The following is a 24,375-nucleotide window of genomic DNA, read 5'->3' on the forward strand; positions in this document are numbered from 1 at the left end:
AAAGCGCCGCTACGTTACGGGTATAGAGCCGTCGTACATCATGGCCAGCCTGCTCGATCAGCTTTCACAAATGACCGTGGTCGTTGCCGACACGGGTGATCTGGAGGCGATCCGTAAGTTCACCCCTAGGGATGCCACCACCAACCCGTCATTAATCCTTGCGGCCGCCCAGATTCCGGCCTATCAGAGCCTGATTGATGAAGCTTTGCGGTCGTCGCGCAAGCTGATGGGCAGCGATGCACCGGTGGAAGAAGTGGTGCGGGAAGCCCTGGATGAAATCAGTGTGATCTTCGGTAAGGAGATTCTCAAGATCGTTCCCCGTCGTGTGTCGACTGAGGTAGATGCTCGCTTGAGTTTCGATACCGACGCCACGATTGAAAAAGGCCGCAAGTTGATTCGTTTGTACAACGATGCCGGCATCAGCAACGATCGCGTTTTGATCAAAATCGCCTCCACCTGGGAAGGCATCAAAGCTGCCGAGGTGCTGGAAAAAGAGGGGATTCACTGCAATCTCACCTTGCTGTTTGGCTTCGGGCAGGCGGTGGCCTGCGCTGAAGCTGGCGTCACCCTGATTTCCCCCTTCGTCGGGCGCATCCTGGATTGGTACAAGGCTGAAACCGGGCGCGATTCTTACCCCGGGCCGGAAGATCCCGGGGTGATTTCTGTGACTCGGATTTTTAACTATTACAAGACCCACGGCTACAGCACGGAGGTGATGGGGGCGAGCTTCCGCAACATCGATGAGATCACGGAGCTGGCCGGTTGTGATCTGCTCACGATTTCACCCAAGTTGCTGGATCAGCTCCGCGAAAGTGATGCAGCCCTAACCCAGAAGTTGGATGCGGCCCATTCCAGTGGTGGTGAGGACAAGATCCATGTTGATCGCGCCAAGTTCGATGCGTTGATGCATGACGACCGGATGGCCACCGACAAACTCACTGAGGGCATCAAAGGTTTCAGTAAGGCGATTGAAACCCTGGAGCATCAGCTGGCCCATCGTCTTGCGGAACTGGAGGGTGGCTCCGCCTTCCGCCACGCTGTCTCCGAGATCTTCATGCTGAACGACATGAACGGTGATGGGTCGATTACCCGCGATGAATGGCTTGGTAGTGATGCCATCTTCGATGCTCTGGATCAAGATCATGATGGTTTGATCTCCCAGGAAGATGTGCGCCAAGGCTTTGGCGCTGCTCTGTCATTGACCTCCGTCTGAGTACGTCGTCTCAGTCCGTCGTCTGATCTGTTGCTGAGGAGAAGCGAGCCTCGCTTCTCCTTTCATTCACGTTTGATTTTTCGGTCAACGATTCATCCCAATGCATGCGCTCGACACCATGCGCGCTTTGGCAAGCAAGGCCGAAGTGATCAATCTGAAGCAGGGGCAGATTCTGTTTCGCACGGGGGAAACCGGAACCTGCATGTATGGGTTACTGGAGGGATCCGTGCGTCTCACCTGGATCGATTCGACAGGCCATGAAGGGCATGAGGACATCCCTGTTGGCCATGTGTTCGGCGCAGGTGCCCTAGTGATGGAGGACCATCAACGGCTAAGCAACGCTACGGCCACCAGTGATTGCCGCTTGATTGCCATGAACCGCGACAAGTTTCTGTTTGCGGTTCAGGAGACGCCGATGTTTGCGGTTCAGCTGCTCGCGTCGATTGATGAGCGTTTGCGGGACATCAAGCTGGCCGAGGGATGAACGGTTGGTCGATTTGTAATGCGACAACGGCATAATTCTGCAAGTTTTTGTACGGCTCGGTGCATAGCCGTCCCCTGCGTCTGGCTCTGCAACTGGGCTTGTTCCAGCTCAGCCTTGGGATTCTTGGTGTCCTGATCCTTGGCCTGCTGAACCGTCTCCTGATTCAAGACATCCAGTTGCCGGCGGTGCTTGCTGGCTTGGCCGTTGGTGGGCAGCAGCTGATGGGGTTCACCCGCGCCTGGTTCGGCCATCGCTCCGATCGCATCCCCCCCAGCCGGCTGCGGCGAACTCCCTTCATCGTCATCAGCTCCTTGGCCATTGCCCTGTTGTTCGGCGTGGCCTGCCAGCTGGTGCTGCGGTTGGCTTACAGCATGGATGCTTCTGGCGGTGAACTGGATGCGCTTCTGATTGGCCTGTTGATCCTTGCGTTTGTGGCGATTGGCACGGCCATTGCGGCTGGTGGAACGGCGTTTTCTGCCCTGATCGCCGATCGCACCACGGAAGCGGAACGGCCACGGGTGCTCTCGGTGGTGTGGGGAATGCGTCTTCTGGGGGTGTTGCTGGGCAGTGTTCTGGTGAATCAGGTGTTCGGCAGTGCTTGTGCAGCCAATGCCAGCCGAACGGCCGTGTTCGACGGGCTGGAGCGCCTGTCGTGGGTGACGCCGCTGGTGCTCTTGGTGCTGGGGGTGGCTTCGGTGTTCGGTGTGGAGCGCCGCACCACGGGATTGGTGGTGTCTGTGGGGTCTGCACCCCCTGATGTTCCCCAGCGTCTGGCCTTACCCCAGTTGCTACTCCAATTGCGTTCCATCCCCCAGGCCGGTCGCTTCCTCGGGGTGCTGTGCCTGTTCACCTTCAGCATGTTCCTCAACGATGCGGTGTTGGAGCCCTATGGCGCCGCCGTGTTTGGCATGAGTGTCTGCGCCACCACATCGCTGAATGTGTTGATCGCCCTGGGATTCTTTGGTGGCTTGGGGCTCAGTGGGTTCTGGATGATTGAGCGCGTCGGCAACATCCGAACGGCACGAATTGGTGCGTTGCTGGCCGCTTTGGCCTTGATGTTGATGCTGTGGGCCGGGGCGGGGCAGTCCATCCCCCTGTTGCGGGCTGCCATTGGGTTGTTTGGTTTGTCGCTTGGGGTGTGCATGAATACCTGCCTCACCCTGATGTTCAGTTTTGTTCAACCCGGACGTACTGGGTTCCTCTTGGGAATCTGGGGTGCGGGCTATGCCTATTCCTGCGGCTTGGCCACCATCAGTGGAGGCGGGCTGCTCACCTTGTTCCAAGCCTTGAACGGTGGTGATTTGTTCGTGTCCTATGGCGGAGTGTTCGCTTTGCAGATGGTCTGTTTTCTTGGCGCCGCCCTGATGACGCGTCATTTGGATGTGGTCGGTTTCCGCAACACGGTGAAAACTCGCTTCAGCGACGTGATGGAGATGGCGGTGGATTGAACGTTGGATTAAGCGCCGGATCCACTAGAAACGGTTTCCTTGAATTGCAGTGAATGGCAGCGCTGCAGATCGTCTGGTTCAAGCGTGATCTGCGTAGCGTTGATCACAAGCCCTTGGCGGCGGCCTGTGAGCGTGGTCCGGTTCTGCCGTTGTATGTGATTGAGCCAGAGCTATGGCAGCAGCCCGACGCCTCTGAGCGGCAGTGGCATTTTTGCCGGGAGTCGCTTCTGGAGCTGCGTGAGGCTCTGGCTGATCTGGGGCAGCCATTGGTAGTGCGGGCAGGCGATGTGGTGCAGGTGCTGGAGCGGGCTCGGCGCCAGTTCGGCATTGATGGGCTGTGGAGCCATGAGGAAACCGGTAATGGCTGGACCTATCAGCGCGACAAACAAGTGGGGGCCTGGGCCCGTCAGCACGGCATCGCTTGGACGGAAATCCCGCAGTTCGGTGTGACGCGACGGATGAGCACTCGCAATGGCTGGGCCAAGCGCTGGGAGGCCCTGATGGCGGAGTCCATCACTTCAGCTCCGGCCACGTTGCAACCACTGGAGGGCATCGCTCCCGGTGAAATTCCGGAGCGGCCCTGCCGCGAGCTACCGGCTGATGCTTGCCCGAAGCGGCAAACCGGAGGGCGTTCGATCGGCCTGGGGGAGTTACGGGATTTTCTGCAGCACCGCGCCCCGCGCTATCAACGGGCGATGTCGAGCCCCAACACGGCATTCACCGGCTGTTCCCGGCTTTCGGCTTATCTCACCTGGGGTTGCCTATCGATGAGGGAGGTGCTGCAGATCAGCCGCAACCACAGTGGCCGCGGCGTCAGCAGCTTTGAATCTCGGCTGCACTGGCATTGCCACTTCATTCAGAAGCTCGAGGATCAGCCGGCGATTGAATTCAGTGATTTCCACCCGTTTATGCGGGGAATTCGCCAGGCGGATGCCGAGCACTTGTCGGCCTGGAGTGAAGGCCGCACCGGTGTCCCCTTTGTTGATGCCTGCATGCGCGCCTTGCGGGCCCATGGCTGGATCAACTTCCGCATGCGGGCGATGTTGATGTCATTCGCCAGCTACAACCTCTGGCTGCCCTGGCGGGATAGTGGCCTGCACCTCGCCCGCCAGTTTGTCGATTACGAACCGGGAATCCATTGGAGCCAGTGCCAGATGCAGTCGGGCAGCACTTCGATCAACACGATTCGGATCTACAACCCGATCAAGCAGGGCATGGACCACGACCCCCTGGGGGTGTTCATCCGTCAGTGGTGTCCTGAACTCAAGGATGTGCCCGCGATTCATATCCATGAGCCGTGGATGCTCGGCGGCGGTATGCCCGAACCGATCGTTGATGTGACCGCATCCATGCAGCAGGCAAAGGATCAGATCTGGGAGATTCGCCGATCGGCCGGTTTCGATCGTCATGCCGACGCAATTCAGCGCAGGCATGGCTCCCGCAAAGCTGGGTTGAACCCCCCGACGGCTCGCCGTAGGCGCCAACGACAGCAGCCAGACAACGGCAGCCAGCAGCTCAGCCTCGGTCTCTAGTTGCGCTGCAGAAGTAGCCGTTTGATCACCCTTTGGGCGATGTCTCCATAGCCCATCTCACCGGAGAGTATTTGAGCAATCCGTTGCGGTGCGGTGGGCCGTTTGATCCCCAGCTGATACCCCACACCGGGAAAGCGATAAAACACTTGGGCAATGCGCCGACCCCAAGCCATCGACTCTCCCCAGCGCTCCCGCATGGCGCGGCTGTAGCCCCGCAGATCCTGACTGTCGCCTTTGAGCCATCGGTTGAGATGTCGAGCGGCTTCGCAGCCACTCATCAGGGCAGGCCGTAACCCCTCGGCCAGAAAGGGATCGCACAGGGATGCCGCATCGCCCACCACAACAATGCCGTTGCCGTCCAGACGGTGATGGCCGTTCCACACCCGCAGTTGGCCGCGCTGGCGGATGCCGGCATCGGCGGGGAAGCCCAGATCCGGGAGCAGTTGGGCCAACACCTGCTCGGGGTCGGCGTCCTGCTTGCCGATGAAGCTGCCCACGCCGATGTTCACCCCACCGGCAATCGGAAACGCCCAGGCAAAACCCTGTTTCACCAGGCCGAATTCAAAGCGGGTGGTGCCATTGCTCAGCTGCCCTTGGCCCTCCAGCCGCACCGACATGGTGGTAGCCATCTGGGGCTGTCTGGCACCAAGACCGAGCCGCTGCGGCCAGGGCGAGCCGGAACCATCGGCGATCACCACGGCCTTCCCCTGCCAATGGCGACCATCGGTTGCTGTTACCTCCCACACGTCTCCGTTGCGGCGGATGCCGTTCACCTCAACGCCTGCAAGGCGTTCGGCTCCCGCCTCCATCGCCTGATCCGCGAGTAGTTGATCCAGCGTTTCCCGGCGCACGATCCAGAACGGCGCATCCCCCGGCAACTCGGCCACCACCGGATCTTTCAGACACCAGCTGAAATCCACCCGGCGGATCACCTGTTCCACCGCGGGTTCCAGGGAAAACGGGAACCACTCCTGCACCGAAGCAGCCATGCCACCGCCGCAGGGTTTGATCCGAGGCTCAGCATCGCGTTCCAGCACGAGTACGTCGTGACCGGCTGCCGCTAGATGGGCCGCTGAGGCACCACCGGCTGCACCGGACCCGACGATCAGCACATCGCGGGTCCGCTCCGCTCCGCTGCTCAAACCTTGAGGATGTCGGCTTCTTTGCTGGCCAGGTGCTTCTCGAGTTCTGCGATGAACTTGTCGAGCGTTTTCTGAACGCTGTCTTGCTCATCCCGGCTCTGATCTTCGGAGAAGTCGCCCTCCTTTTCTTGCTTCTTGATTTTGTCGATCGCGTCGCGGCGCAGGTTGCGCAGGGCGACTTTGCCCTCCTCGGCGTACTTGGATGCCAGCTTGCAGAACTCCTTGCGGCGTTCCTCTGTCAGGGGTGGCACGTTGATGCGGATGATCTTGCCGTCGTTGTTGGGGGTAAAGCCCAGCTCACTCATGGCGATCGCTTTCTCGATCGAGGCGAGGGCGCTGATGTCGAAGGGTTGGATCTGGATCGTCTGTGAATCCGGGGTCGACAGGGTGGCTAGCGATTTCAGCGGTGTTTCGGCGCCGTAGTACTCCACGCTGATTCGATCCAGAAGCGAGGAATTGGCCCGGCCGGTGCGAATGGTGTTGAAGTTGCGCTGGGTGGCCTCCAACGACTTGCGCATGCTGGCTTCGAGGTCCTGGGTCGACATGGTTGCTGAGGGTGGAGGCGTGCGTGCTTGGGTGCGTTATGAGGCGGGGGCGCCGATGCGGGACCCGATCGGTTCCCCGGCCACGGCTCTGCCGATGTTGCCAGGTTCGAACAGGTTGAAAACAACAATCGGGATGTTGTTGTCTTTGCAGAGGGCGATGGCTGTGCTGTCCATCACGCCCAGTTCTCCGCTGAGCACATCCTGATAGTTGAGGTGCTCGTGTTTAACGGCGTCGGCATGCTTGGCAGGGTCTTTGTCGTAGACACCATCCACTTTGGTGGCTTTGAACACCACATCGGCGTTGATCTCAGCAGCCCTGAGGGCGGCGGTGGTATCAGTGGTGAAGAAAGGATTGCCGCAACCGGCGCCGAACACCACCACCCGGTTTTTTTCCAGGTGCCGGATGGCTTTACGGCGGATGTAGGGCTCCGCCACTTCTTGCATGGCAATGGCGGTCTGCACCCTGGTGGGCACGCCGGCTCTCTCCAGGCCGTCTTGGAGGGTGATGGCATTCATCACAGTGGCCAGCATGCCGACGTAGTCGGCTGTGGCCCGTTCCATGCCTGCTGCAGAACCCTTCAGCCCGCGGAAAATGTTTCCACCGCCCACGACAATGGCTAGCTGAGTGCCATTGGCAACCACCTTGGCAACGTCGGAGGCGATTGACTGAACAATGGCGGGGTCAATTCCGTAGCCCTGAGATCCCATCAGAGCTTCGCCGCTGAGTTTCAGCAGGACGCGTGTGTAGGTCATCAACGGTCCAGATCCTTCTGACAGTAGCAAGCACTGGCACAGGCCTCAGATCACCGCTTGGATGGGTGAACCGCGGCTGCTTGATGCCAGAGACCGATGCCACCCAGAGCGGTGTGATGGCCCGTCTCACCCTCTCGGCCCTGGAACGCGCTAGCCAAGATCCCGACTGCTGGCGCGAACCCGTCGTGCATCGCGCCTTGTTGGTGAGTGGACTCTCCGTGCTCATCGCGGCCACCCGTCGTCTTCAGGACGATCTCGAGGCTGCTGAAGCGGCCTAAGGCGGGCTGACAACCCTTCAAAACTCGATGCCCGCCTGGGCCTTCACCCCCTGCTCGCGGAAGGGGTGGTGCACCAGGGTCATCTCAGTCACCAGATCGGCTCGCTCCACCAGTGCTGCTGGTGCTCCACGGCCGGTCACCGCCACGTGGGTGAGGTCCGGGCGCTCGTTCAAGCCGGCAATCACGGTGTCGGCATCGATGTAGCCCAGCTTCAGGGCCACATTGAGCTCATCGAGCAGCACCAGTTTCACGCTGGCATCCCGTAGATAGCCGAGGGCTGTCTGCCAGGCCTCTTCCACCAGTTGTTGATCCCGCTCCCGGTCCTGGGTCTCCCAGGTGAAGCCCTCCCCGAGGGCATGCCAGCTCACCTGTTCGCCGAAGGCCTTCAGCGCCCGCGCTTCGCCGGGCTCCCATCCTCCCTTGATGAACTGAACAACCGCCACCCGATCCCCATGCCCCAGGGTGCGTAACACCAGCCCCAGCCCGGCGGTTGTTTTCCCCTTGCCCTGGCCGGTGAACACCAGCACCAAGCCCTTTTCCTTGTTGCGCTCCTCGACCCGCTGTTTCTGCACCTGCTGCCGTCGTTCCATCCGTTTGCGATAGCCGGCGTCGTCCGCTTCGGGGGCGAGTTTCCCCCCCATCCCCAGCTCCGCGGCGGATTGATCGAGGTCGTGGTTGCTCATGGAAGGAGGGTGTTGATTGAGGCTTATCGAGGGCGAGTGGCGGTGATGCGCTGCAGGGCCCGTCCTGCCAGCAGTTCTTGGGTGACATGGTCGAACCCGAGTTGCTCCAGTTGGGCGGGGAGGTCGTCCTCCAGCATGGCGGTAGCGGTGTCGGTTTCAAACAGGGTGCAGAAGAGTTGTTGGGGGAGCTTCAGCCAGGGCCCAGCCGGATGCAGATCCACCACCACCAACCAGCCGCCGGGTTCCAGCAACCGCAGGGCACTGCGCAGCACCTGCTCCCGATCGCTGCGGGGAAATTCATGCAGGGCCACGCTCATTTGGATCGCGCTGAAGCTGCCATCGGCAAGCGGCGGATCTTCGGCCAGCCCCTCCACCCGCTGCAGGGCCGGGTGCCGTTGGGCGGCGAGATCCAGTGCTCGGGGGGAGATATCCAGGCCCGTTACGGCATACCCCGCCGCCAGCCAGGGGGCCGCTGCCTCGCCACTGCCGCAGCAGAGATCCAGCACTGCAGCTCCGGACTTGAGATGGGGGTGCAACGCATCGAGCCCTAGGCCCCGCAGTCGGTACACCCCACCCACACTTAGCGATGACACCGCCGTGACCGTGTCGTAAATCCAGCGGTAGCGGTAGGCGAGTGGGCGCAGAAAAGATGTCATCAGCACCAGTAACAGGGCAGGTTGTTTCTTTCAACAACCATTCCCATCCTGTCGGCTACGACTTGGTCTTGATGGGGCCCTAAGTAGGGAGGCAGCCGAGTCCTCGTTGCGGGCCAAAGCGGAATTCACCATTGGTCTCCAGCACATCCCAGTCGTAGGCAATCTGAATCCGTCGGCAAATCCTTTCAATCAATGGGAACCCACCATCGCTGTTGGTCATGACCACGAGTCCATAACCCTTGGCCATGTGACCGATCAAGAAACTCCTGTAGCCCTGATTGGCTCCCAAGTGGGCGAAATACCAACCTTCACCCTGTCGAAAGACATTGAATCCAGCGCTAAAGGATCCGATGCCGACAGGACTTAAAAGCTCGCTTGCGGAGGCCTTGGTGAAAGGCTTGATGTCTTGGCCAGCTTTGGTTTTTTGTAGTGAACTCACCAGTTGGGCCAAATCCGTCGGTGTGCTCCACAGGCCCGCCGCCGCCAGTGCCGGATAGACCTTCCAGGGCACGTTGAAACGTCGTCCCTTGTTGTCGTGGGCCAGGGCTGTATCGGCGTTGAGCTTGGTGCTTAGGGGCTGTTGATAAATGCTTTTCCCCATGCCGAGCGGCTTCAGCACCAGGCTCTGCATCAGCTCGGGGAAAGGCTTGCCCGTGGCATCCATTAGAAGCACCTGCATCACGACGCTCCCCCCACCGGAGTATCTGGACTTGGTCATCGGTGCCTGTCGGGCAACGATGGCTGGTGTTTTGGCAGGTGGTCTCCCCGTCAATATGGCGCGAGCATCAGGTCGGGCCTCGGACGGTTCGTAACCCGGAAAACCCAGGCCATCGTCGAGTCCGGACGTGTGGCTGAGCAGCATCCTGGGGGTGATCGGTTGACTGCCGGACTTCACGAGGCGAGGCAGTTCCCATGAGTGCAGACTCTGCTCAACGTCAGCATCGAGATCCAGCTGTCCCCTGTCCGCAAGAACCGCAGCTGCGACAGCCATCACCGGTTTGCTGATCGATGCAGCCTGAAATCGCGTTTCGGGTGTGACCGGGCGATTCGTCGCAGCATCCGCTAGGCCAAAGGCACGGGACCAATGGATTTTGAAATCCTTGATCACGCTGATGCTTACCCCGGGAACCCTGGCTTCTTTCATCCAGGTCTGAAGCTCTGCCCTGGGCAGAACCTTGTTGATTTCGGCTTCCGTGGCTTCTGCGCTCATCCCGGCAGGGATCGGTCCGGCGATCAGCCCTGCAATCAGAAGAGCTGTTGATGTGATCGATCGCTTCGTCATCAGGCCGGTTGACGGGCGAGGGCTGCATCCACTGCCTGCTGCTGGTCACGCCGGGTGATCCAGTGGTGATAGGTGCGGGTGTGGATCGCCACCGAGTGGCCCATCATCCTGGCGGCGACGGTGTCAGGTAGGCCGACATGGATGGTGCGCACGGCCCAGGCATGGCGCAGGTCGTAGGGCGTAATCGGCATGTCATAGCGGCGGAACTGTTCACTCACACGGCGTCCCACCTGCTGCAGGGTGGTGCGACGAAGATCGGTCTGGATCGCCGGCAGGGCGGCCGGGTTCTCCGCTAGCTCCTCTAGGCCGAAGCGTTCGACCCAGTCGGGGTGGAATGGCCAACTCTGGTGTTCACCGGTTTTGGTGGTCGGCAGCACCCGCAACACCTGATCGCCGCCCGGGGCCAGGGAGGAGCAATCGCAGAAGAACACCTCGTGGTTGCGCAGGCCGTAGGTGGCCATCAAGGCAAAGGCCAGGCGCCACTGGGGATTGGAAATGCGGGCTGCGGCCTCCAGGATCTGAGGGTCGGTGGGCAGTTGGCGGAAGCGGGCCCGGTGCAGGCCATAGCCGCCGGCCTCCTGGCGCCAGTCCTCCGGTAAGGGCAGCTCCAGATGCCGGGCCAGGGCCGCTAGGGCTGTGGCGCACTGCTGCCGGCTGCGGCTGCCGTCGTCGTAACTGGTCAGCGTCTGCATCAGCAGGGCTGGCTCCAGCGGCTGATCGCAGCACTGACGCGCCAGACGCCTGAGGTAGGGCAAGTAAGCACTGGTCCAGGTGGTGCGGCTGCTCGCTGGGGAGCGGCGTCGACGCGGGTCGGTAAAAAATGCTGTCTCGAAGCTCTCGAGTGCGTCCTGAATTCCGATGGATTGGCTCTTGGCTTTGGTTGACGTTGGGGCCGACCAGAGCGTCCAATCAAAACTGCGCTGCTCCAATTGCAATTGCACTAGGGCTGCAGTGCTGAGGGCTTGATTCAGCCCGGCTGGATCTGCCGTCAGCCCCAGACTGATCCGTTGCAAGCGGCTCCGGCTCGGATCCCCGCGTAGAGGCAGAGCCCCGCGCAGGTTCAGACGTCGACCCCGCTGTTCGATGCGCAGTCGTGTCCCCCGTTCCGCCAGCTGCGCATTGGCGGTCTCCAGCGCACTTTTGAGCTCCATAAATGTGTCGTCGATTTCAAGGATCGCGTCGATGGCCGCTACGCTCAACCCCCGAAAACCGTTCTGCTCGGTATGTCTCGCGTCGGTGTCGTCCTGTTGAACTTGGGTGGCCCGGAGCGTATCCAAGATGTTGGGCCTTTTCTCTACAACCTGTTCGCCGATCCGGAGATCATTCGGCTGCCCAGCCCGGCGCTGCAGAAGCCACTGGCCTGGTTGATCAGCACCCTGCGTAGTGGCAAGTCGCAGGAGGCCTATCGCTCCATCGGTGGTGGTTCACCGCTTCGGCGGATCACCGAGCAGCAGGCCCGAGAACTTCAGAGCATGTTGCGGCAGCGCGGCATTGATGCCACCAGCTATGTGGCCATGCGCTACTGGCATCCGTTCACGGAATCCGCCGTAGCGGACATCAAGGCCGACGGCATGGATGAGGTGGTGGTGCTCCCCCTCTATCCCCACTTCTCGATTAGCACGAGTGGCTCCAGTTTCCGTGAGCTGCAGCGGCTGCGTCAGGCGGATCCCTCCTTTGAGAAGCTGCCGATTCGCTGCATCCGCAGTTGGTTCGATCACCCGGGCTATGTGAAAGCCATGGCCGAGCTGATCGCTGAAGAAGTACGCAATAGCGATGATCCCGGCAAAGCTCATGTGTTCTTCAGCGCCCACGGTGTGCCGAAGAGCTACGTCGAAGAGGCTGGCGACCCCTATCAAAAAGAGATTGAAGCTTGCACGGGTTTGATCATGAAGGAACTGGCCGTTCAGATGGGCCACGACAACCCCTTTACCCTGGCCTATCAAAGCCGTGTGGGCCCGGTGGAATGGCTGAAGCCCTACACGGAGGAGGCGCTCGAAGAATTAGGCAAAGCCAAGACCAATGATCTCGTGGTGGTGCCGATCAGCTTCGTCAGCGAACACATCGAGACGCTCGAGGAAATCGACATCGAATACCGGGAGTTAGCCACTGAAGCTGGTGTGGTGAATTTCCGCCGCGTGCGGGCTCTCGATACTTATGTTCCCTTCATTGAAGGGCTGGCTGATCTCGTGGCCAGCAGCCTTCAGGGCCCTGAAGTGAGTCTCGATGCGGCGGCGGAACTGCCCACCAAGGTGAAGCTGTATCCCCAGGAGAAGTGGGAATGGGGCTGGAACAACAGTTCGGAAGTCTGGAACGGCCGTTTGGCCATGGTTGGTTTTTCGGCTTTTCTGCTCGAGTTGATCAGTGGTCAAGGGCCGCTTCATGCCCTCGGATTGCTCTGATTGAGCCAGGGGCGCTTCCGGCCCTTAACCTTGAGGGTCATTGACCTGTCGCCCCTGTGACTCTCACCTCCGCGTCTTCGGCCGTCACCGGGCAGCAGGCAGGTAACGGTGGGCAGAGAATGTCAGGGGCCACAGCCCTTATGGATGCGCTGCGACGTCACGGCGTCGACACGATCTTCGGCTACCCCGGCGGGGCGATTCTTCCCATCTATGACGCCCTCCATATCGCCGAGAGCGAGGGGTGGGTCAAGCACATCCTGGTGCGACATGAGCAGGCTGGAACCCATGCGGCCGATGCCTATGCCCGTGCCACCGGCAAGGTGGGCGTTTGCTTTGGCACATCCGGTCCCGGTGCAACCAACCTGGTGACCGGCATCGCCACCGCCCAGATGGACTCGGTGCCCATGGTGGTGATCACCGGTCAGGTGCCCCGTCCAGCGATCGGCACCGATGCCTTCCAGGAGACCGACATCTTTGGCATCACCCTGCCGATCGTGAAGCATTCCTGGGTGGTGCGGGATCCAGCGGATCTTGCGTCCATCGTTGCCCAGGCTTTTCTGATCGCAGCGAGTGGTCGTCCGGGTCCGGTCCTGATCGACGTCCCGAAGGATGTCGGTCAGGAGATGTTCGACTATGTGCCCGTTGAGCCTGGGTCGATTGTTCCCCAGGGCTTTCGCAAGCCGCAGCCACCGCGGGATGAGCCGATCCTGTCAGCTCTTGAGCTGATCATGGAGGCGGAGCGCCCCCTGCTGTACGTGGGGGGTGGTGCGATCTCTGCTGGTGCTCACGACAGCCTTCGCGTTATCGCCGAGCGCTTCCAGATCCCCGTAACAAGCACCTTGATGGGCAAGGGTGTCTTCGATGAGAACGACCCCTTATCCGTAGGGATGCTCGGGATGCACGGTACGGCCTACGCCAACTTCGCCGTCACCGAATGCGATCTGCTGATTGCCGTCGGCGCCCGCTTTGATGATCGGGTCACCGGCAAGCTCGATACCTTTGCCCCTCGGGCCCGGGTGATCCACTTTGAGATTGATCCGGCTGAGATCGGCAAGACCCGTCGTCCTGAGGTTGCGGTGCTGGGTGATCTGGGCCTGAGCGTGGCGCGGTTGGTGGAGCTGAGCCTGCAACAGCAGGTGCAACCACGCACCGCTCCCTGGCTTGCGCGCATTGCCGAGTGGAAACAGACCTATCCCCTCACCGTTCCTCCCGCTGAGGGAGCCCTGTTCCCCCAGGAGGTTCTGCTTGCCGTTCGGGATCTAGCGCCGAATGCCATCGTTACTACCGATGTGGGGCAGCACCAGATGTGGGCCGCCCAGTACCTACGCAATGGTCCCCGCGGCTGGATCAGCAGTGCCGGTCTCGGCACCATGGGTTTCGGCATGCCGGCCGCGATGGGCGCCCAGGTGGCTTGCCCCGATCGTCAAGTGGTGTGCATTGCCGGTGACGCCAGCATCCTGATGAACATTCAGGAGCTGGGAACACTGGCGGCCTACAGCCTCCCGGTGAAGGTGGTGATCGTCAACAACCATTGGCAGGGCATGGTGCGCCAGTGGCAGGAGAGTTTCTACGACGAGCGCTATTCAGCTTCCGACATGCTCAATGGCATGCCGGACTTCGTTGCCCTCGCCCGCGCCTTCGGTGTGGACGGCGTGCACATCCGCGAGCGGGAGACGTTGCGCGTTGACCTGGAGGCTGCTTTGAAGGCCCCCGGCCCGATGCTGATTGATATCCACGTGCGCCGCGGTGAGAACTGTTATCCGATGGTTCCCCCTGGCAAAAGCAATGCTGAAATGGTGGGCCTCCCGGCCCCTATGCCGGTTCTCAATGCCACGACCCCTTGATTCGACTTGTCTTAACCGGATTGCTGCTGCTGCTTTGGGCAGTTCCGGTTCAGGCCGCTGAGGTGCTTCAGGTGCGCAGCAGCTCCCTGCTTCAGGTCGGCGATCACAACCGCACCTACACCGTTTCTCTGGCCTGCACATCCGTTGATCTAAGCCACGAAGCCGAAGCGACCGCATGGTTGCGGAAAGAACTGCCGCGCCGGCGCAGGGTCAATCTCCGGCCGGTCGGTTCCAGCGAGGGTCAGCTCATGGCTCGGGTGACGCCAATCGGTGCTGAGCGTGACCTCAGCAGTGGCTTGATTGCCGCCGGTTTGGCTGTCAACAGCTGTGGGGTCGATGGCTGATAACAGAGTCGCCCGAGGCATTGTGCTGGTGCCTTGCCTGCTGTTGGGCGGTGCTTTTCTTGCAACGGCCGTGTGGGGTCAGGGAGCCGCCGCTGAAAATCGGCCCCTGGCCATCGGACTCGGTGTTGGCTTGCTCTTGGCCGGTTGGTTGTCCCAGTTGGGAGGAGGGTCTGAGACCTCTGTGACAAAACCAGACGAGTCCGATCCCTCTCCCTAACTTGCGGGAATCGGGTTGCTTCCCTCCGATTCCATGTCGAAGCCTGAGTGGCGATGCTGGCCTTGGCTGTCGTGGTCTGTAGTTGCGGCGACGCTGATCGGATGCCAATCCATGGTCGCCAGTGGCCTCAATCGCCCACGGCTGGCGGTGCTGCTTCCGATGGGCCATCGCGATGCTGCATTGCGGCAGGACTTCTTGCAGGGCTTTCGTCTCGGCCAGTCTTCGGTGGAGGCCTGTGGTGAGTCTTTCCCCCCGGTGGCCTGGCATGGGCTGAACTCCGGCGAGGCGCCTGAGGCGCAGTTGATGCCTTCCAGCGAACTCAAGTTGCTGGTGGCCCCCCCGTCTGCGGATTTGCGGACCTTTGCTGCTTTGGCGGTTGAGCGGGATCTCACCGTGCTGTTGCCCTTTCAGCGGGGGCAGTCTCTGGACACCTTGCGTGGCCTCGAAGGCCGTGAACGGCTCTGGCCGCTGGTTCCCTCCCAACAGGAGGATCTGAAAGCGATGGTGGCGGCGGCCATGGAGGCCGGCTGGGGACGGGCCATGGTGGTGGAGGCCCCTTCAGCCCTGGAGTCCACAAGCTCCAAGGGTTTTGTCGAACTGTTCCAGGCCGCTGGCGGCATTGTTGAGAGCTACGAAGCCGAGCCGGTTCAGCGGGTCGATCCCAGCAACGACCGGCGTCTGCAACGGTTCAAGGACGACATGGCCTGGTCTTGGGTGCCAACTGTTGTGGTTGCTGATGCCCCCGATGGCCCTCTCTCGCAACAGCTGCGGGCTGAGCAGCAGCAGGGCCGCTTCGGCGGTGGGGCACCGCGAACGCCGAACTGGATTTGGCTCACTGAGGCTGAAGGCCTGCAGGATGCTCCCGAGGTCCCTTGGAAACAGCTTGGCCTGCGGCACCCAGCTCGTGGGGATGCCTGGTCTGGCTTCCAAGAGAACTTCCAGCAGCACACCGGCACAGCTCCTTCGCTGCTCGCCGGTGCCGGCTTCGATACGGCGAGGCTGTTGGCTTTGGCGGATGCAGCACCGCTGCAGCTCTCCGATGATGGAAGCAACGATGCCATGGGTTGGCTCGATCCCGATCAGGAGCCAGTCCCGATTTGCGAGGCCTTCGATCAGCGGCGCCGCGGTGAGCGCCTGCGTCTTCAGGCGGTTGCCAGTGATTCCCGCTTTCGTGCTGGCCAGGCACCGTCAGGTCAGGCCATTGCCGGTCTGATCGAATGAGGTCTGGGGATACGACCTCGAGATGCTGCGACTGAGTGAGTTGAAGCTGCCCCTGGATCACGGGGAGGAGGCCCTGCGCGAGGCGGTGCTTAAGCGCCTGCGGATTCCGCCGGATCAACTCCTCGGCCAGACCCTGGTGAAGCGCAGTGTCGATGCGCGTCGCCGCGATCGGATTCAGTTGATCTACAGCGTGGATGTGCAGGTGAAGGGTGAAGCTGCCTTGTTGCGGCGCATTGGCAACAAAGGACGGGTTCGTCTTGCGCCGGATACCCGCTATCGGTCTGTCGGTAATGCCCCTGATGGCTTCCCGTTGGATCCGGTCGATCGGCCGGTGGTGGTGGGAGCAGGCCCCTGCGGCTATTTCGCTGCCCTGCTCTTGGCACAGATGGGTTTCCGGCCGCTGTTGCTGGAACGGGGGCAGTCGGTGAAGCAGCGCACCCTGCAGACCTTCGGCTTCTGGCGGGGAACCAGCCCCTTCAACCCGGAATCCAACGCCCAATTCGGTGAGGGAGGCGCTGGCACCTTCTCGGACGGCAAGCTCTACAGCCAGGTGAGCGATCCTGAGCACTACGGCCGCAAGGTGCTGGAGGAGCTGGTGGCCTGTGGTGCCAGCGAGGAGATCTTGACGCTGCATCGGCCCCATATCGGTACGTTCAAACTCGCCACCGTGGTGCGCGGCCTTCGGGCTCGCATTGAAGCTCTGGGAGGCGAGGTGCGGTTCGACAGTCGCGTGACACGTCTCCTGCTCAGTTCCAGCGTCGCTGACAAGCCGCATCAACTTGAGGGATTGGTGCTGGCGGATGGCATGGAGATCCCCTGCCGCCATCTGGTGCTGGCTCCCGGTCATTCGGCGCGGGACTGCTTCGAAATGCTGGAAGAGATCGGCGTGCAACTGCAGCGCAAACCGTTTTCGGTCGGCGTGCGGATTGAGCATCCGCAGCACTTGATCGATGCAGCCCGATGGGGGGAGGCGGCCGGCCATCCTCGCCTCGGGGCCGCCGAGTACAAGTTGGTCCACCATGCAGAGAACGGACGCTGCGTTTACAGCTTCTGCATGTGTCCCGGTGGATTTGTCGTGGGTGCGACCTCGGAAGAGGGCAGGGTCGTGACCAACGGCATGAGCCAGCATTCCCGCAACGAACGCAACGCCAACAGTGGTTTGGTCGTGGCCTTGGAGGCAGACGACCTTGCACCGTTTGAACGTTTTCCCGGGGATCCGTTGGCGGGGATTGCCCTTCAACGTGAGCTCGAAGAGCGAGCCTTTCGATTGGGGGGCAGAAGCTATGCCGCGCCGGCGCAGCGGCTGGAGGATTTTCTCGCTGAGCGTCCGTCAACCCGTCTTGGTGCTATCCCAGCGTCCTATCAACCGGGTGTGCACCCGGCCGACCTGAACGATCTGCTGCCGGTTCCCATCGTTGAGGCCTTGCGGGAGGCGCTGCCAGCCTTTGCCCGCAAGCTGAAGGGCTACGACCACCCCGATGCCGTACTCACGGGCGTCGAAACCCGTACGTCATCTCCCGTTCGCATACCCAGGGATGACGCGCTGGAATCGCTCAATGTGAGAGGACTGGTGCCGGCGGGTGAAGGGGCGGGGTACGCCGGTGGCATCCTGTCGGCCGGAATCGATGGCATTCGGGCCGCTGAAGCGGTGGCTCTACAGCTGTTGATCGACAAAGCTGAGAGCTGCTAAGGCGTGCGAAGTTTCGTTCAGAACTCTCAGCTTCTGCATTCATTCGAGGAAGTTACTGAGTTTAACTTGCTGATATAGAAAAACCCGTTGTTGCCAACGGGTAGAAATTTGTTTCTTGATTTGCCAAATAAAAATTTTAAATCTACCAGGAATAGGGTGTTGATGAGTGGTGAACTGTTATGCGTAGGTTTCCTTCATCGTCTCGAACGTACGAAAAGGTTTTGTCGACTTTAGAAGTTGTTCCGTCTGCAGCTTCAAAATGCACCCAGCCCATCGCATTGGCTGTGTTACCAAATACTTGGATGGCATAAATCTCTGGTGTGCACTTGACCCAAGGGCTCCTATTGCTCAAGTTAGGGTAATTCCCATCACCGGGAGATCCAATCCCAAATCCAGGGTCAGTGTAATTGGGATCGTCACCAATAAAATACGACAGTGCACCGTCTTTGGTTGTACGGAAGGTCGTGTCTCCATAAGCCCAAGTGGGTTTAAAAGCGACTGGTCCAAATTGATACGCATAGGCCGCGTCAATGATGTCGCTAGACAGCGGCTTGGATTTAGCGAGACCCCCTTCAGCGTGTGCTGTGCTGATGGCAACGAGAGCGCCACACCATGTGTCTTGTGCAGCTTTTACTTCACCCACGCTGATGGTTTCCGACATCACCGACGGCTTGGCATCAGCGGCACCGGCACAAGCGATCAGGGGGGCGAGGGAGACTGCACTCGCCAGACCGAGGCGAAGGATCGATTGGAACATCGTGAAAGCTGAAATGCTTTCTTCAAATTGGCTCGTAGTTGGAAATTCGTCAGCCTTAGCCCCATAGCCGTGACTGGCGTGGCTCAGGTTGGGGCTTGCGCCACGATTCCGCTCCATTGCACGGCTTTCACCTGATCCCGTCGCCAGGAATGGAACAGCTCGGGTTCACTGACGGTGCAGAGCGGGCAGTGGGCGATCCGTTCGCCGGCGATTCCTGCGCTCTGGAGTTGCACCCTGGCAGCGGCGCGGATGTCCAGGCGATGCCTTCCAGGCTGCTCATCCGGCAGGAGGGCTTCGCTCTCATGGAGATCAGCATCCCCTGGAATCGCGGCAGTGATGGCCTCCACCACGTCTTCTCCCACCTGATAGCGCTTGCCGCTCACAGCAGGGCCCAGGGCAATGACCAGATCCTCTCGACGGGCTCCCAGCTCCAACAGCTGATCGAGGGCCGTCATCAGGATTCCAGCGGCCACCCCACGCCAGCCGGCATGACAGGCAGCGGCATGCCCGGTGCCGGGATCGGCGATCAGAACTGGAGTGCAGTCCGCACCGCACACCCAGAGGCTCTGGCCTCCGCGATTACTCACCAGGCCGTCGGCCTCGGGCCAGGGATCCTGACGAGCTTCGCTGGCCTTCAGAACGATTCCGCTATGGACCTGCTGGGGACGATGGACGCTGATGCCCGCGCTGATGTAGCCCGCCAGTTGGTCGGGCCCGCGGCCCTGCCAGAGCCGGGTGAAGAAGCCGTGCTCAAAGCCGTGCTCGTGCAGCAGATCGCTCTGGAGGTAGTAGCCCCCGTAACAACCGATCCAGGTCCAGTTCTTCAACGTGTTGAAGCTGCTGTCTGGTCGATCAAAAGGCCCGTCGTGCATCAGCCTTGCGATCAGGCCATCGGGATGTCCCGCAGCATCCAGAAGCCGCCAAAGGTTTGCTCCTCGGGGCTGGCCTGGATGGCGATGAATTGCAGGCCGCGCACCTGCTGTTGCGAGGTCATCAGGGCTTCGGCGATTTCAGTGGCAACACCCGATTCGAGGTCACTCACCAGCCAGCGGTCGTCCTGACCGGCTTCCAGCACCAGCTGCCGGTCTTCAACGACCATGCGCACCGGTTCGAGACCCCCCAACCAACCCGCCATGGCGAGGGAGCGGCTTTGGCTGAACAGGCGTAAACCCGGGACGGAAGCATCGGGATCGATGCCATCGGGCACCGGCAGAAGCCCGCTGAAACTCATCGGCCATTCCGATGCCTCCAGCAGCAGGCTCGCCGGCAAGGCTGCCCAGCTCCAGGCATCCCCTTGAACCTCTTCCGGCAGGGGCACCGGTGGTGTCGTAACAGGGGCCGGTGGGGGTGCGAGTGGTCCTGCCATGAACCCCTCATCCTGTGGGTACACCTCCCTTTCGCGCTGCTGGAGCCAATCGAGCAGGGCGAAGGTGCGGCGACTTGGAATCACTTCCAGATCTTGTTCGGTGGCGGCCCGTTGCACCATCGTTCGCATCGAACTGCGCCAGCAACGCAGGCGCACGGGGGATCCCCAGCCCCCACTAGCGGACGCCTCCTTGGCTTCCGCTAGGGCTTGGCTTAACCACAGTGAATTCACCTCACCGGAGGGACAAACCTTGGCGAAGCGAAACGGTGGTGCGTCGCCGCTCACAGCAGGGGTGGAGGTGATCAGAAGTTCCCAGCGCTTTCGGCCATCGGCCTCCAGGATTGGTCGGGAATAGAAATCAAGTTCCCAGTCCTCAGCGGCTGTCAGGGCAGCAGTGCTCATCCGGCGGATTGCTCCTGCTGCTTCAAAACGCTTTGTGCCCGGCTGGCGCGATCGGCTGCTTCAGCCATCACTTTGTCTTTTTCGATGAGTAGCTCTCCGGGGGGGCCTTCCAGCAGTGCTGTGTTGAGGCCGATGCGTCCCCGTCCCGGGTCCAGTTCTGTGATCAGGGCCGACACCCGATCACCCTGATCGAAGACCTCACGGATCGAGCGCAGGCTGCCATTGGTGATCGCCGATTGATGCAACAGACCGCTGATGCCTCCGAGATCAATGAACAGGCCATAGGGCTTGACCGCTGCAACCTGCCCTTCCACCAGTTGCCCCACTTCCAAATCCTGGAACCGTTCAGCAACGGCAGCACGTTTCTCGGATAGCACCAGCTTGCGTGTCTCGGAATTGACCTCGATGAAGGCCACTCCCATGGTCTTGCCCACCAGCTCTTGATGGTTTTCACCGTCTTGGAGTTGTGAGCGGGGGATAAAGCCGCGCAGTCCTTCGAGATCGCAGGTGACACCGCCGCGGTTGAAGCCATTCACAATGACCTGAACGACTTTCCCCTGCTTCTCCATCTCCTTCACCCGGTCCCAGCTCTTGCGCAGCTCCAGGGCGCGGCAGCTGATCGTGACCATCCCATCAGCGTTCTGCTCACGGGTCACCAGAACCTCGACTTCCAGGCCTTTCGGGAAGCGTTCCCGGAAGTTGGTCACAACGCCAAGGCCTGCCTCGCTCTTGGGCATGTAGCCAGGGGCTTTACCGCCGATATCGACATACACGCCATCGTTTTCGATACCGATCACCGTGCCCTTGATCACCTCCCCTGTCGTGCCCACAGGAGCGTTCTCGTCCAGAGCGGCGAGGAAGGCTTCTTCATCGAAATCGAAATCATCAACGCTGCGCGGTTGATTGCGCTGCTCCTTCTTGGGTTGCTGATCAGGCGCACCCATCAAGTCGGCCATGGTCATGCCTTCCATGGCACCCATGTCGAACCGGGCGTCATCGTCCGTGCTGGGAGACGTTCTTCCGTCTTGTTGGGCCGGCTTTGGCGGCATGGCTAGACCAGCCCGCTCCTCCAGGATTCGTGCTTTTTCAGCCGCTGCCTCGGCTGCCGCGCGCGCTTCTGCTGCCTCCCGTGCGAGCTGCTCCTGCTCTTCACGGCGATTAATCTGCATTACCTGCAGCGGTTTGGTCGCTGCCGGCTTTGGTGCCTTGGGGCGGTTGGGCTGCGGACTGCCGGCTGCGGGCATGGACCATCGGGGTCATCGATCGACCATTTTGACAGGCTGGGCTGGGATCAGCACCCTCCTGCCTGTGTAACTCCATGGACCAGCTCCGAAAGCGATTTGATCAGCTGACATGGCCCGAGGCCAGAAATGCTGCCACCCGGCCTGGTGCCACGGTGATCTGGCCATTCGGAGCCTGTGAGCAACACGGACCTCATCTGCCGTTGTCGACGGATGCAGTATTCGCTGAAAGCATCCTTGATTCGGTTCTGCTCGGGCTTGATCCAGCTCTGCCGCTTTGGCGGATGCCTTGTCAGGCCCTTGGCTTTTCGCCCGAGCACAAGAATTTCTCTGGCACTCTCAGCCTTTCGGCTCCTCTCATTCTGGAATTGGTCGACCAGGTGGGCATGCAATTGGCGGCGATGGGGATGCAACGCCTCGTTCTGTTCAATGCTCACGGCGGCCAAATCGGTTTGTTGCAGGTTGCGGCCCGCCAGCTGCGGGCTCGCAGCCCATCGCTGGCTGTTCTTCCCTGTTTTCTTTGGAGTGGTGTGGAAGGGTTGGCTGATCTGCTGCCAGAAGAGGAGTTGCTCCATGGTTTGCATGCCGGCCAAGCCGAAACCAGCTTGATGTTGCAGCTCGAGCCAGACCTGGTCGGTTCAGCCCGCCCTGTGGATGGACTTGTATCGTCTGGCTCCTCTCAGGAACCGCCGGAGGGGTGGAGCCTCGAAGGAGCGGCACCCTGCGCTTGGCTCACCGACGATCTCAGCGTGTCGGGAGTGATCGGGGATGCGCGTCCGGCATCGACAGACCTGGGCCGCAGATTGGAGGAACGTCTTATCCGCCATTGGCAGGCGCGTTTTCAGACCCTTATGGCGAGTGACTGGCCCCCCTCCCAAAGCCTGCTCACCAACCCGTCCAACGGCGCGCTCAAGTCCTGAACTTTGGACGCATGTGTCCCCAACTCTTGGGGCACTGGTTATTGTCGGTCCCACTGAAGCGGTAGCAAGCGTCCTATGACGACCCTCAACGCACCTGAAGCACCTGTGCTGGAGGGCCAAGACGCACTGCCCGATTTCACAACCGCTGCCTATAAGGACGCCTACAGCCGGATCAACGCCATTGTTATCGAGGGCGAGCAGGAAGCCCACGACAACTACATCTCTCTTGGGACGCTGATCCCCGACCAGGCTGAGGAGCTCAAGCGCCTGGCACGGATGGAAATGAAGCACATGAAGGGCTTCACCTCCTGCGGCCGGAACCTGGGCGTTGAAGCTGACCTTCCTTTTGCCAAGAAGTTCTTCGAACCGCTTCACGGCAACTTCCAAGCTGCGCTCAAGGAAGGCAAGGTGGTTACTTGCCTGTTGATCCAGGCTCTGTTGATCGAAGCGTTCGCCATTTCGGCTTATCACATCTATATCCCCGTTGCTGATCCCTTCGCTCGCAAGATCACTGAAGGTGTTGTCAAAGATGAGTACACCCATCTGAACTATGGCCAGGAATGGCTGAAGGCCAACTTCGAAACCAGCAAGGATGAGCTCTTCGAAGCAAACAAGGCCAACCTTCCCCTAATCCGCTCGATGCTGGAAGACGTGGCTGCTGACGCTGCCGTCCTCCATATGGAAAAAGAAGATCTGATCGAAGATTTCCTGATCGCCTACCAGGAAGCTTTGGGTGAAATCGGCTTCACGTCCCGTGACATCGCCCGGATGGCGGCGGCAGCTCTGGCCGTTTAGGCCAGTTGAGGACCCAATTAACGCCGGTTTTTCGACAGGCACGTTGCCGTCGATACCGGTTGGCGTGGGAGCATGGTTCCTCGAGGTGTTCTTTGAGACGTCAGCGGTAGTACATGTTTGGTCTGATCGGACATTCAACGAGTTTTGAGGCCGCTCGCCGCAAGGCAATGGAACTCGGTTTCGATCACATTTCGGACGGAGATCTCGATGTGTGGTGCAGCGCACCTCCGCAGCTTGTTGAGCACGTCGAAGTCACGAGTCCAACGGGCACGACCATTGAGGGTGCCTACATCGACTCTTGCTTCGTGCCCGAGATGCTGAGCCGTTTTAAGACGGCTCGGCGCAAGGTGCTCAACGCGATGGAACTTGCCCAGAAGAAGGGCATCAACATCACCGCCCTGGGCGGTTTCACCTCGATCATTTTCGAGAATTTCAATCTGCTTCAGCACCAGACGGTGCGCAGTACCACCCTGGATTGGCAGCGTTTCACCACAGGGAACACACATACGGCCTGGGTGATCTGCCGCCAGGTGGAGAACAACGCGCCAACTCTCGGTATCGACCTAAGTAAGGCCAAGGTCGCCGTTGTTGGAGCGACCGGTGACATTGGCTCCGCCGTCTGCCGTTGGCTGCAGGCGCGTACCGGTGTCGAAGAACTGTTATTAGTGGCGCGTCAGCAGAAACCGTTGTTGGACCTGCAACAGGAACTCGGCAGTGGAAGGATCTTGACGCTCGATGAGGCTCTGCCGGAAGCTGATGTGGTCGTCTGGGTGGCGAGCATGCCCCGGACCCTTGAGATCGATCACAACAGTTTGAAGAAGCCTTGTTTGATGATTGACGGGGGCTACCCCAAGAATCTGAATACCAAGGTCGCTGGTGGCGGCATTCACGTCCTGAAGGGTGGAATCGTTGAGTTCTGCCGCGACATTGGTTGGTCGATGATGGCCATCGCCGAGATGGAGAAACCTCAGCGCCAGATGTTTGCTTGTTTCGCAGAGGCCATGCTGCTCGAGTTCGAGCGCTGTCACACCAACTTCAGCTGGGGGCGCAACAACATCACCCTCGAGAAGATGGATTTCATCGGTGCGGCATCGGTCCGCCATGGGTTCAGCACTCTGAACCTCCATCCCAACCTGCAGGCCACTGCCGCCTGACCCCCGGAG

Annotated in this window: 25 protein-coding genes; 14 read left to right on the forward strand and 11 right to left on the reverse strand. The window is 60.6% G+C overall.

Annotated features, from left to right (window positions below; translation table 11 throughout):
• Positions 1 to 40: 40 nt before the first annotated feature.
• From DXY30_RS11940 to DXY30_RS11955, 4 genes are all read left to right on the forward strand, one after another.
• The gene (locus DXY30_RS11940) at positions 41 to 1,213 is read left to right on the forward strand and encodes a transaldolase (RefSeq protein WP_115095131.1); all 1,173 of its coding nucleotides are present in this window, start codon (positions 41 to 43) and stop codon (positions 1,211 to 1,213) included.
• A 100-nt stretch (positions 1,214 to 1,313) separates the two neighbouring features.
• Entirely contained in the window at positions 1,314 to 1,697 is a 384-nt protein-coding gene (locus tag DXY30_RS11945) for a Crp/Fnr family transcriptional regulator (protein ID WP_115095132.1), read from the forward strand.
• Between the two features lie 59 nt (positions 1,698 to 1,756).
• Positions 1,757 to 3,145 carry an MFS transporter gene (locus DXY30_RS11950; RefSeq protein WP_115095210.1) on the forward strand — a complete coding sequence of 463 codons (1,389 nt, stop codon included), beginning with the start codon at positions 1,757 to 1,759 and terminating at the stop codon, positions 3,143 to 3,145.
• A gap of 53 nt (positions 3,146 to 3,198) precedes the next feature.
• Complete coding sequence (locus DXY30_RS11955) at positions 3,199 to 4,677, forward strand: deoxyribodipyrimidine photo-lyase (RefSeq protein WP_115095133.1); 1,479 nt, start codon at positions 3,199 to 3,201, stop codon at positions 4,675 to 4,677.
• Here DXY30_RS11955 and DXY30_RS11960 read toward each other — a convergent pair.
• Genes DXY30_RS11960 through pyrH form a run of 3 tightly spaced genes read right to left on the reverse strand, consistent with a single transcriptional unit; the run spans position 4,674 to position 7,117 of the window.
• Positions 4,674 to 5,819: an NAD(P)/FAD-dependent oxidoreductase gene (locus DXY30_RS11960; protein ID WP_115095134.1), complete on the reverse strand. Its 1,146-nt coding sequence runs from the start codon at positions 5,817 to 5,819 to the stop codon at positions 4,674 to 4,676. The two genes, DXY30_RS11955 and DXY30_RS11960, sit on opposite strands and share 4 nt — an antisense overlap.
• The gene (gene frr / locus DXY30_RS11965; RefSeq protein ID WP_115095135.1) at positions 5,816 to 6,364 is read right to left on the reverse strand and encodes a ribosome recycling factor; all 549 of its coding nucleotides are present in this window, start codon (positions 6,362 to 6,364) and stop codon (positions 5,816 to 5,818) included. Before frr ends, DXY30_RS11960 begins: the two co-directional genes overlap by 4 nt.
• A 36-nt stretch (positions 6,365 to 6,400) precedes the next feature.
• Positions 6,401 to 7,117 (reverse strand): UMP kinase, encoded by a 717-nt coding sequence (gene pyrH, locus DXY30_RS11970; RefSeq protein ID WP_115095136.1) that lies wholly within the window; start codon positions 7,115 to 7,117, stop codon positions 6,401 to 6,403.
• 83 nt (positions 7,118 to 7,200) lie between these two features.
• Here pyrH and DXY30_RS11975 point away from each other — a divergent pair, with 83 nt between their 5' ends.
• Positions 7,201 to 7,395: a hypothetical protein gene (locus DXY30_RS11975; protein ID WP_115095211.1), complete on the forward strand. Its 195-nt coding sequence runs from the start codon at positions 7,201 to 7,203 to the stop codon at positions 7,393 to 7,395.
• Positions 7,396 to 7,412: 17 nt separating this feature from the next.
• Here the strand turns inward: DXY30_RS11975 and cobO are convergent, their stop codons facing one another.
• The 4 genes from cobO to DXY30_RS11995 form a co-directional block, all read right to left on the reverse strand.
• Complete coding sequence (gene cobO, locus DXY30_RS11980; RefSeq protein ID WP_115095137.1) at positions 7,413 to 8,078, reverse strand: cob(I)yrinic acid a,c-diamide adenosyltransferase; 666 nt, start codon at positions 8,076 to 8,078, stop codon at positions 7,413 to 7,415.
• 23 nt (positions 8,079 to 8,101) lie between these two features.
• The gene (locus tag DXY30_RS11985; protein ID WP_115095212.1) at positions 8,102 to 8,734 is read right to left on the reverse strand and encodes a class I SAM-dependent methyltransferase; all 633 of its coding nucleotides are present in this window, start codon (positions 8,732 to 8,734) and stop codon (positions 8,102 to 8,104) included.
• Between the two features lie 79 nt (positions 8,735 to 8,813).
• On the reverse strand, positions 8,814 to 10,016 hold the full coding sequence (locus DXY30_RS11990) for a serine hydrolase (RefSeq protein ID WP_115095138.1): 1,203 nt from the start codon (positions 10,014 to 10,016) through the stop codon (positions 8,814 to 8,816).
• Positions 10,016 to 11,167, reverse strand: coding sequence for a site-specific integrase (locus tag DXY30_RS11995; RefSeq protein WP_115095139.1), 1,152 nt, complete (start codon positions 11,165 to 11,167; stop codon positions 10,016 to 10,018). Before DXY30_RS11995 ends, DXY30_RS11990 begins: the two co-directional genes overlap by 1 nt.
• Positions 11,168 to 11,239: 72 nt before the next feature.
• Between DXY30_RS11995 and hemH the strand changes: the two genes are divergently transcribed.
• Genes hemH through DXY30_RS12025 form a run of 6 tightly spaced genes read left to right on the forward strand, consistent with a single transcriptional unit; the run spans position 11,240 to position 17,731 of the window.
• Positions 11,240 to 12,415, forward strand: a complete 1,176-nt coding sequence (gene hemH / locus DXY30_RS12000) for a ferrochelatase (RefSeq protein WP_115095140.1) — start codon at positions 11,240 to 11,242, stop codon at positions 12,413 to 12,415.
• A gap of 56 nt (positions 12,416 to 12,471) precedes the next feature.
• On the forward strand, positions 12,472 to 14,259 hold the full coding sequence (gene ilvB, locus DXY30_RS12005; protein WP_115095141.1) for a biosynthetic-type acetolactate synthase large subunit: 1,788 nt from the start codon (positions 12,472 to 12,474) through the stop codon (positions 14,257 to 14,259).
• Positions 14,256 to 14,603, forward strand: coding sequence for a nuclease (locus tag DXY30_RS12010; RefSeq protein WP_115023931.1), 348 nt, complete (start codon positions 14,256 to 14,258; stop codon positions 14,601 to 14,603). Before ilvB ends, DXY30_RS12010 begins: the two co-directional genes overlap by 4 nt.
• The gene (locus DXY30_RS12015; protein WP_115095142.1) at positions 14,596 to 14,820 is read left to right on the forward strand and encodes a GIVxVP protein; all 225 of its coding nucleotides are present in this window, start codon (positions 14,596 to 14,598) and stop codon (positions 14,818 to 14,820) included. Before DXY30_RS12010 ends, DXY30_RS12015 begins: the two co-directional genes overlap by 8 nt.
• A 33-nt stretch (positions 14,821 to 14,853) precedes the next feature.
• Complete coding sequence (locus DXY30_RS12020) at positions 14,854 to 16,041, forward strand: amino acid ABC transporter substrate-binding protein (RefSeq protein WP_244281395.1); 1,188 nt, start codon at positions 14,854 to 14,856, stop codon at positions 16,039 to 16,041.
• Positions 16,042 to 16,063: 22 nt separating this feature from the next.
• Positions 16,064 to 17,731: an NAD(P)/FAD-dependent oxidoreductase gene (locus DXY30_RS12025; protein ID WP_115095144.1), complete on the forward strand. Its 1,668-nt coding sequence runs from the start codon at positions 16,064 to 16,066 to the stop codon at positions 17,729 to 17,731.
• A 142-nt stretch (positions 17,732 to 17,873) separates the two neighbouring features.
• On the opposite strand, the gene DXY30_RS12030 is transcribed toward DXY30_RS12025, so the two are convergent.
• The 4 genes from DXY30_RS12030 to DXY30_RS12045 are packed head-to-tail and all read right to left on the reverse strand — an operon-like array spanning position 17,874 to position 21,500.
• Positions 17,874 to 18,605 (reverse strand): hypothetical protein, encoded by a 732-nt coding sequence (locus DXY30_RS12030; protein ID WP_371638807.1) that lies wholly within the window; start codon positions 18,603 to 18,605, stop codon positions 17,874 to 17,876.
• A complete protein-coding gene (gene pgeF / locus DXY30_RS12035) occupies positions 18,572 to 19,360 on the reverse strand; it encodes a peptidoglycan editing factor PgeF (protein ID WP_115095145.1) in 789 nt (262 codons plus the stop codon). Before pgeF ends, DXY30_RS12030 begins: the two co-directional genes overlap by 34 nt.
• Positions 19,361 to 19,371: 11 nt before the next feature.
• Positions 19,372 to 20,256, reverse strand: a complete 885-nt coding sequence (locus tag DXY30_RS12040; protein WP_115095146.1) for a Tab2/Atab2 family RNA-binding protein — start codon at positions 20,254 to 20,256, stop codon at positions 19,372 to 19,374.
• Positions 20,253 to 21,500 (reverse strand): S1 RNA-binding domain-containing protein, encoded by a 1,248-nt coding sequence (locus DXY30_RS12045; RefSeq protein WP_115023916.1) that lies wholly within the window; start codon positions 21,498 to 21,500, stop codon positions 20,253 to 20,255. The genes DXY30_RS12040 and DXY30_RS12045 overlap by 4 nt, the downstream gene beginning before the upstream one ends.
• 74 nt (positions 21,501 to 21,574) lie before the next feature.
• On the opposite strand from DXY30_RS12045, the gene DXY30_RS12050 reads away from it, so the two are divergent.
• The 3 genes from DXY30_RS12050 to DXY30_RS12060 all read left to right on the forward strand — a co-directional run bounded on the left by DXY30_RS12050 (position 21,575) and on the right by DXY30_RS12060 (position 24,366).
• Positions 21,575 to 22,417: a creatininase family protein gene (locus DXY30_RS12050; protein WP_115095147.1), complete on the forward strand. Its 843-nt coding sequence runs from the start codon at positions 21,575 to 21,577 to the stop codon at positions 22,415 to 22,417.
• A 75-nt stretch (positions 22,418 to 22,492) separates the two neighbouring features.
• Complete coding sequence (locus tag DXY30_RS12055; protein ID WP_115023913.1) at positions 22,493 to 23,212, forward strand: aldehyde oxygenase (deformylating); 720 nt, start codon at positions 22,493 to 22,495, stop codon at positions 23,210 to 23,212.
• Between the two features lie 113 nt (positions 23,213 to 23,325).
• On the forward strand, positions 23,326 to 24,366 hold the full coding sequence (locus DXY30_RS12060; RefSeq protein ID WP_115095148.1) for a long-chain acyl-[acyl-carrier-protein] reductase: 1,041 nt from the start codon (positions 23,326 to 23,328) through the stop codon (positions 24,364 to 24,366).
• Positions 24,367 to 24,375: the final 9 nt, after the last annotated feature.

Source organism: Synechococcus sp. UW106, assembly GCF_900474015.1.
Taxonomy (GTDB): domain Bacteria; phylum Cyanobacteriota; class Cyanobacteriia; order PCC-6307; family Cyanobiaceae; genus Parasynechococcus.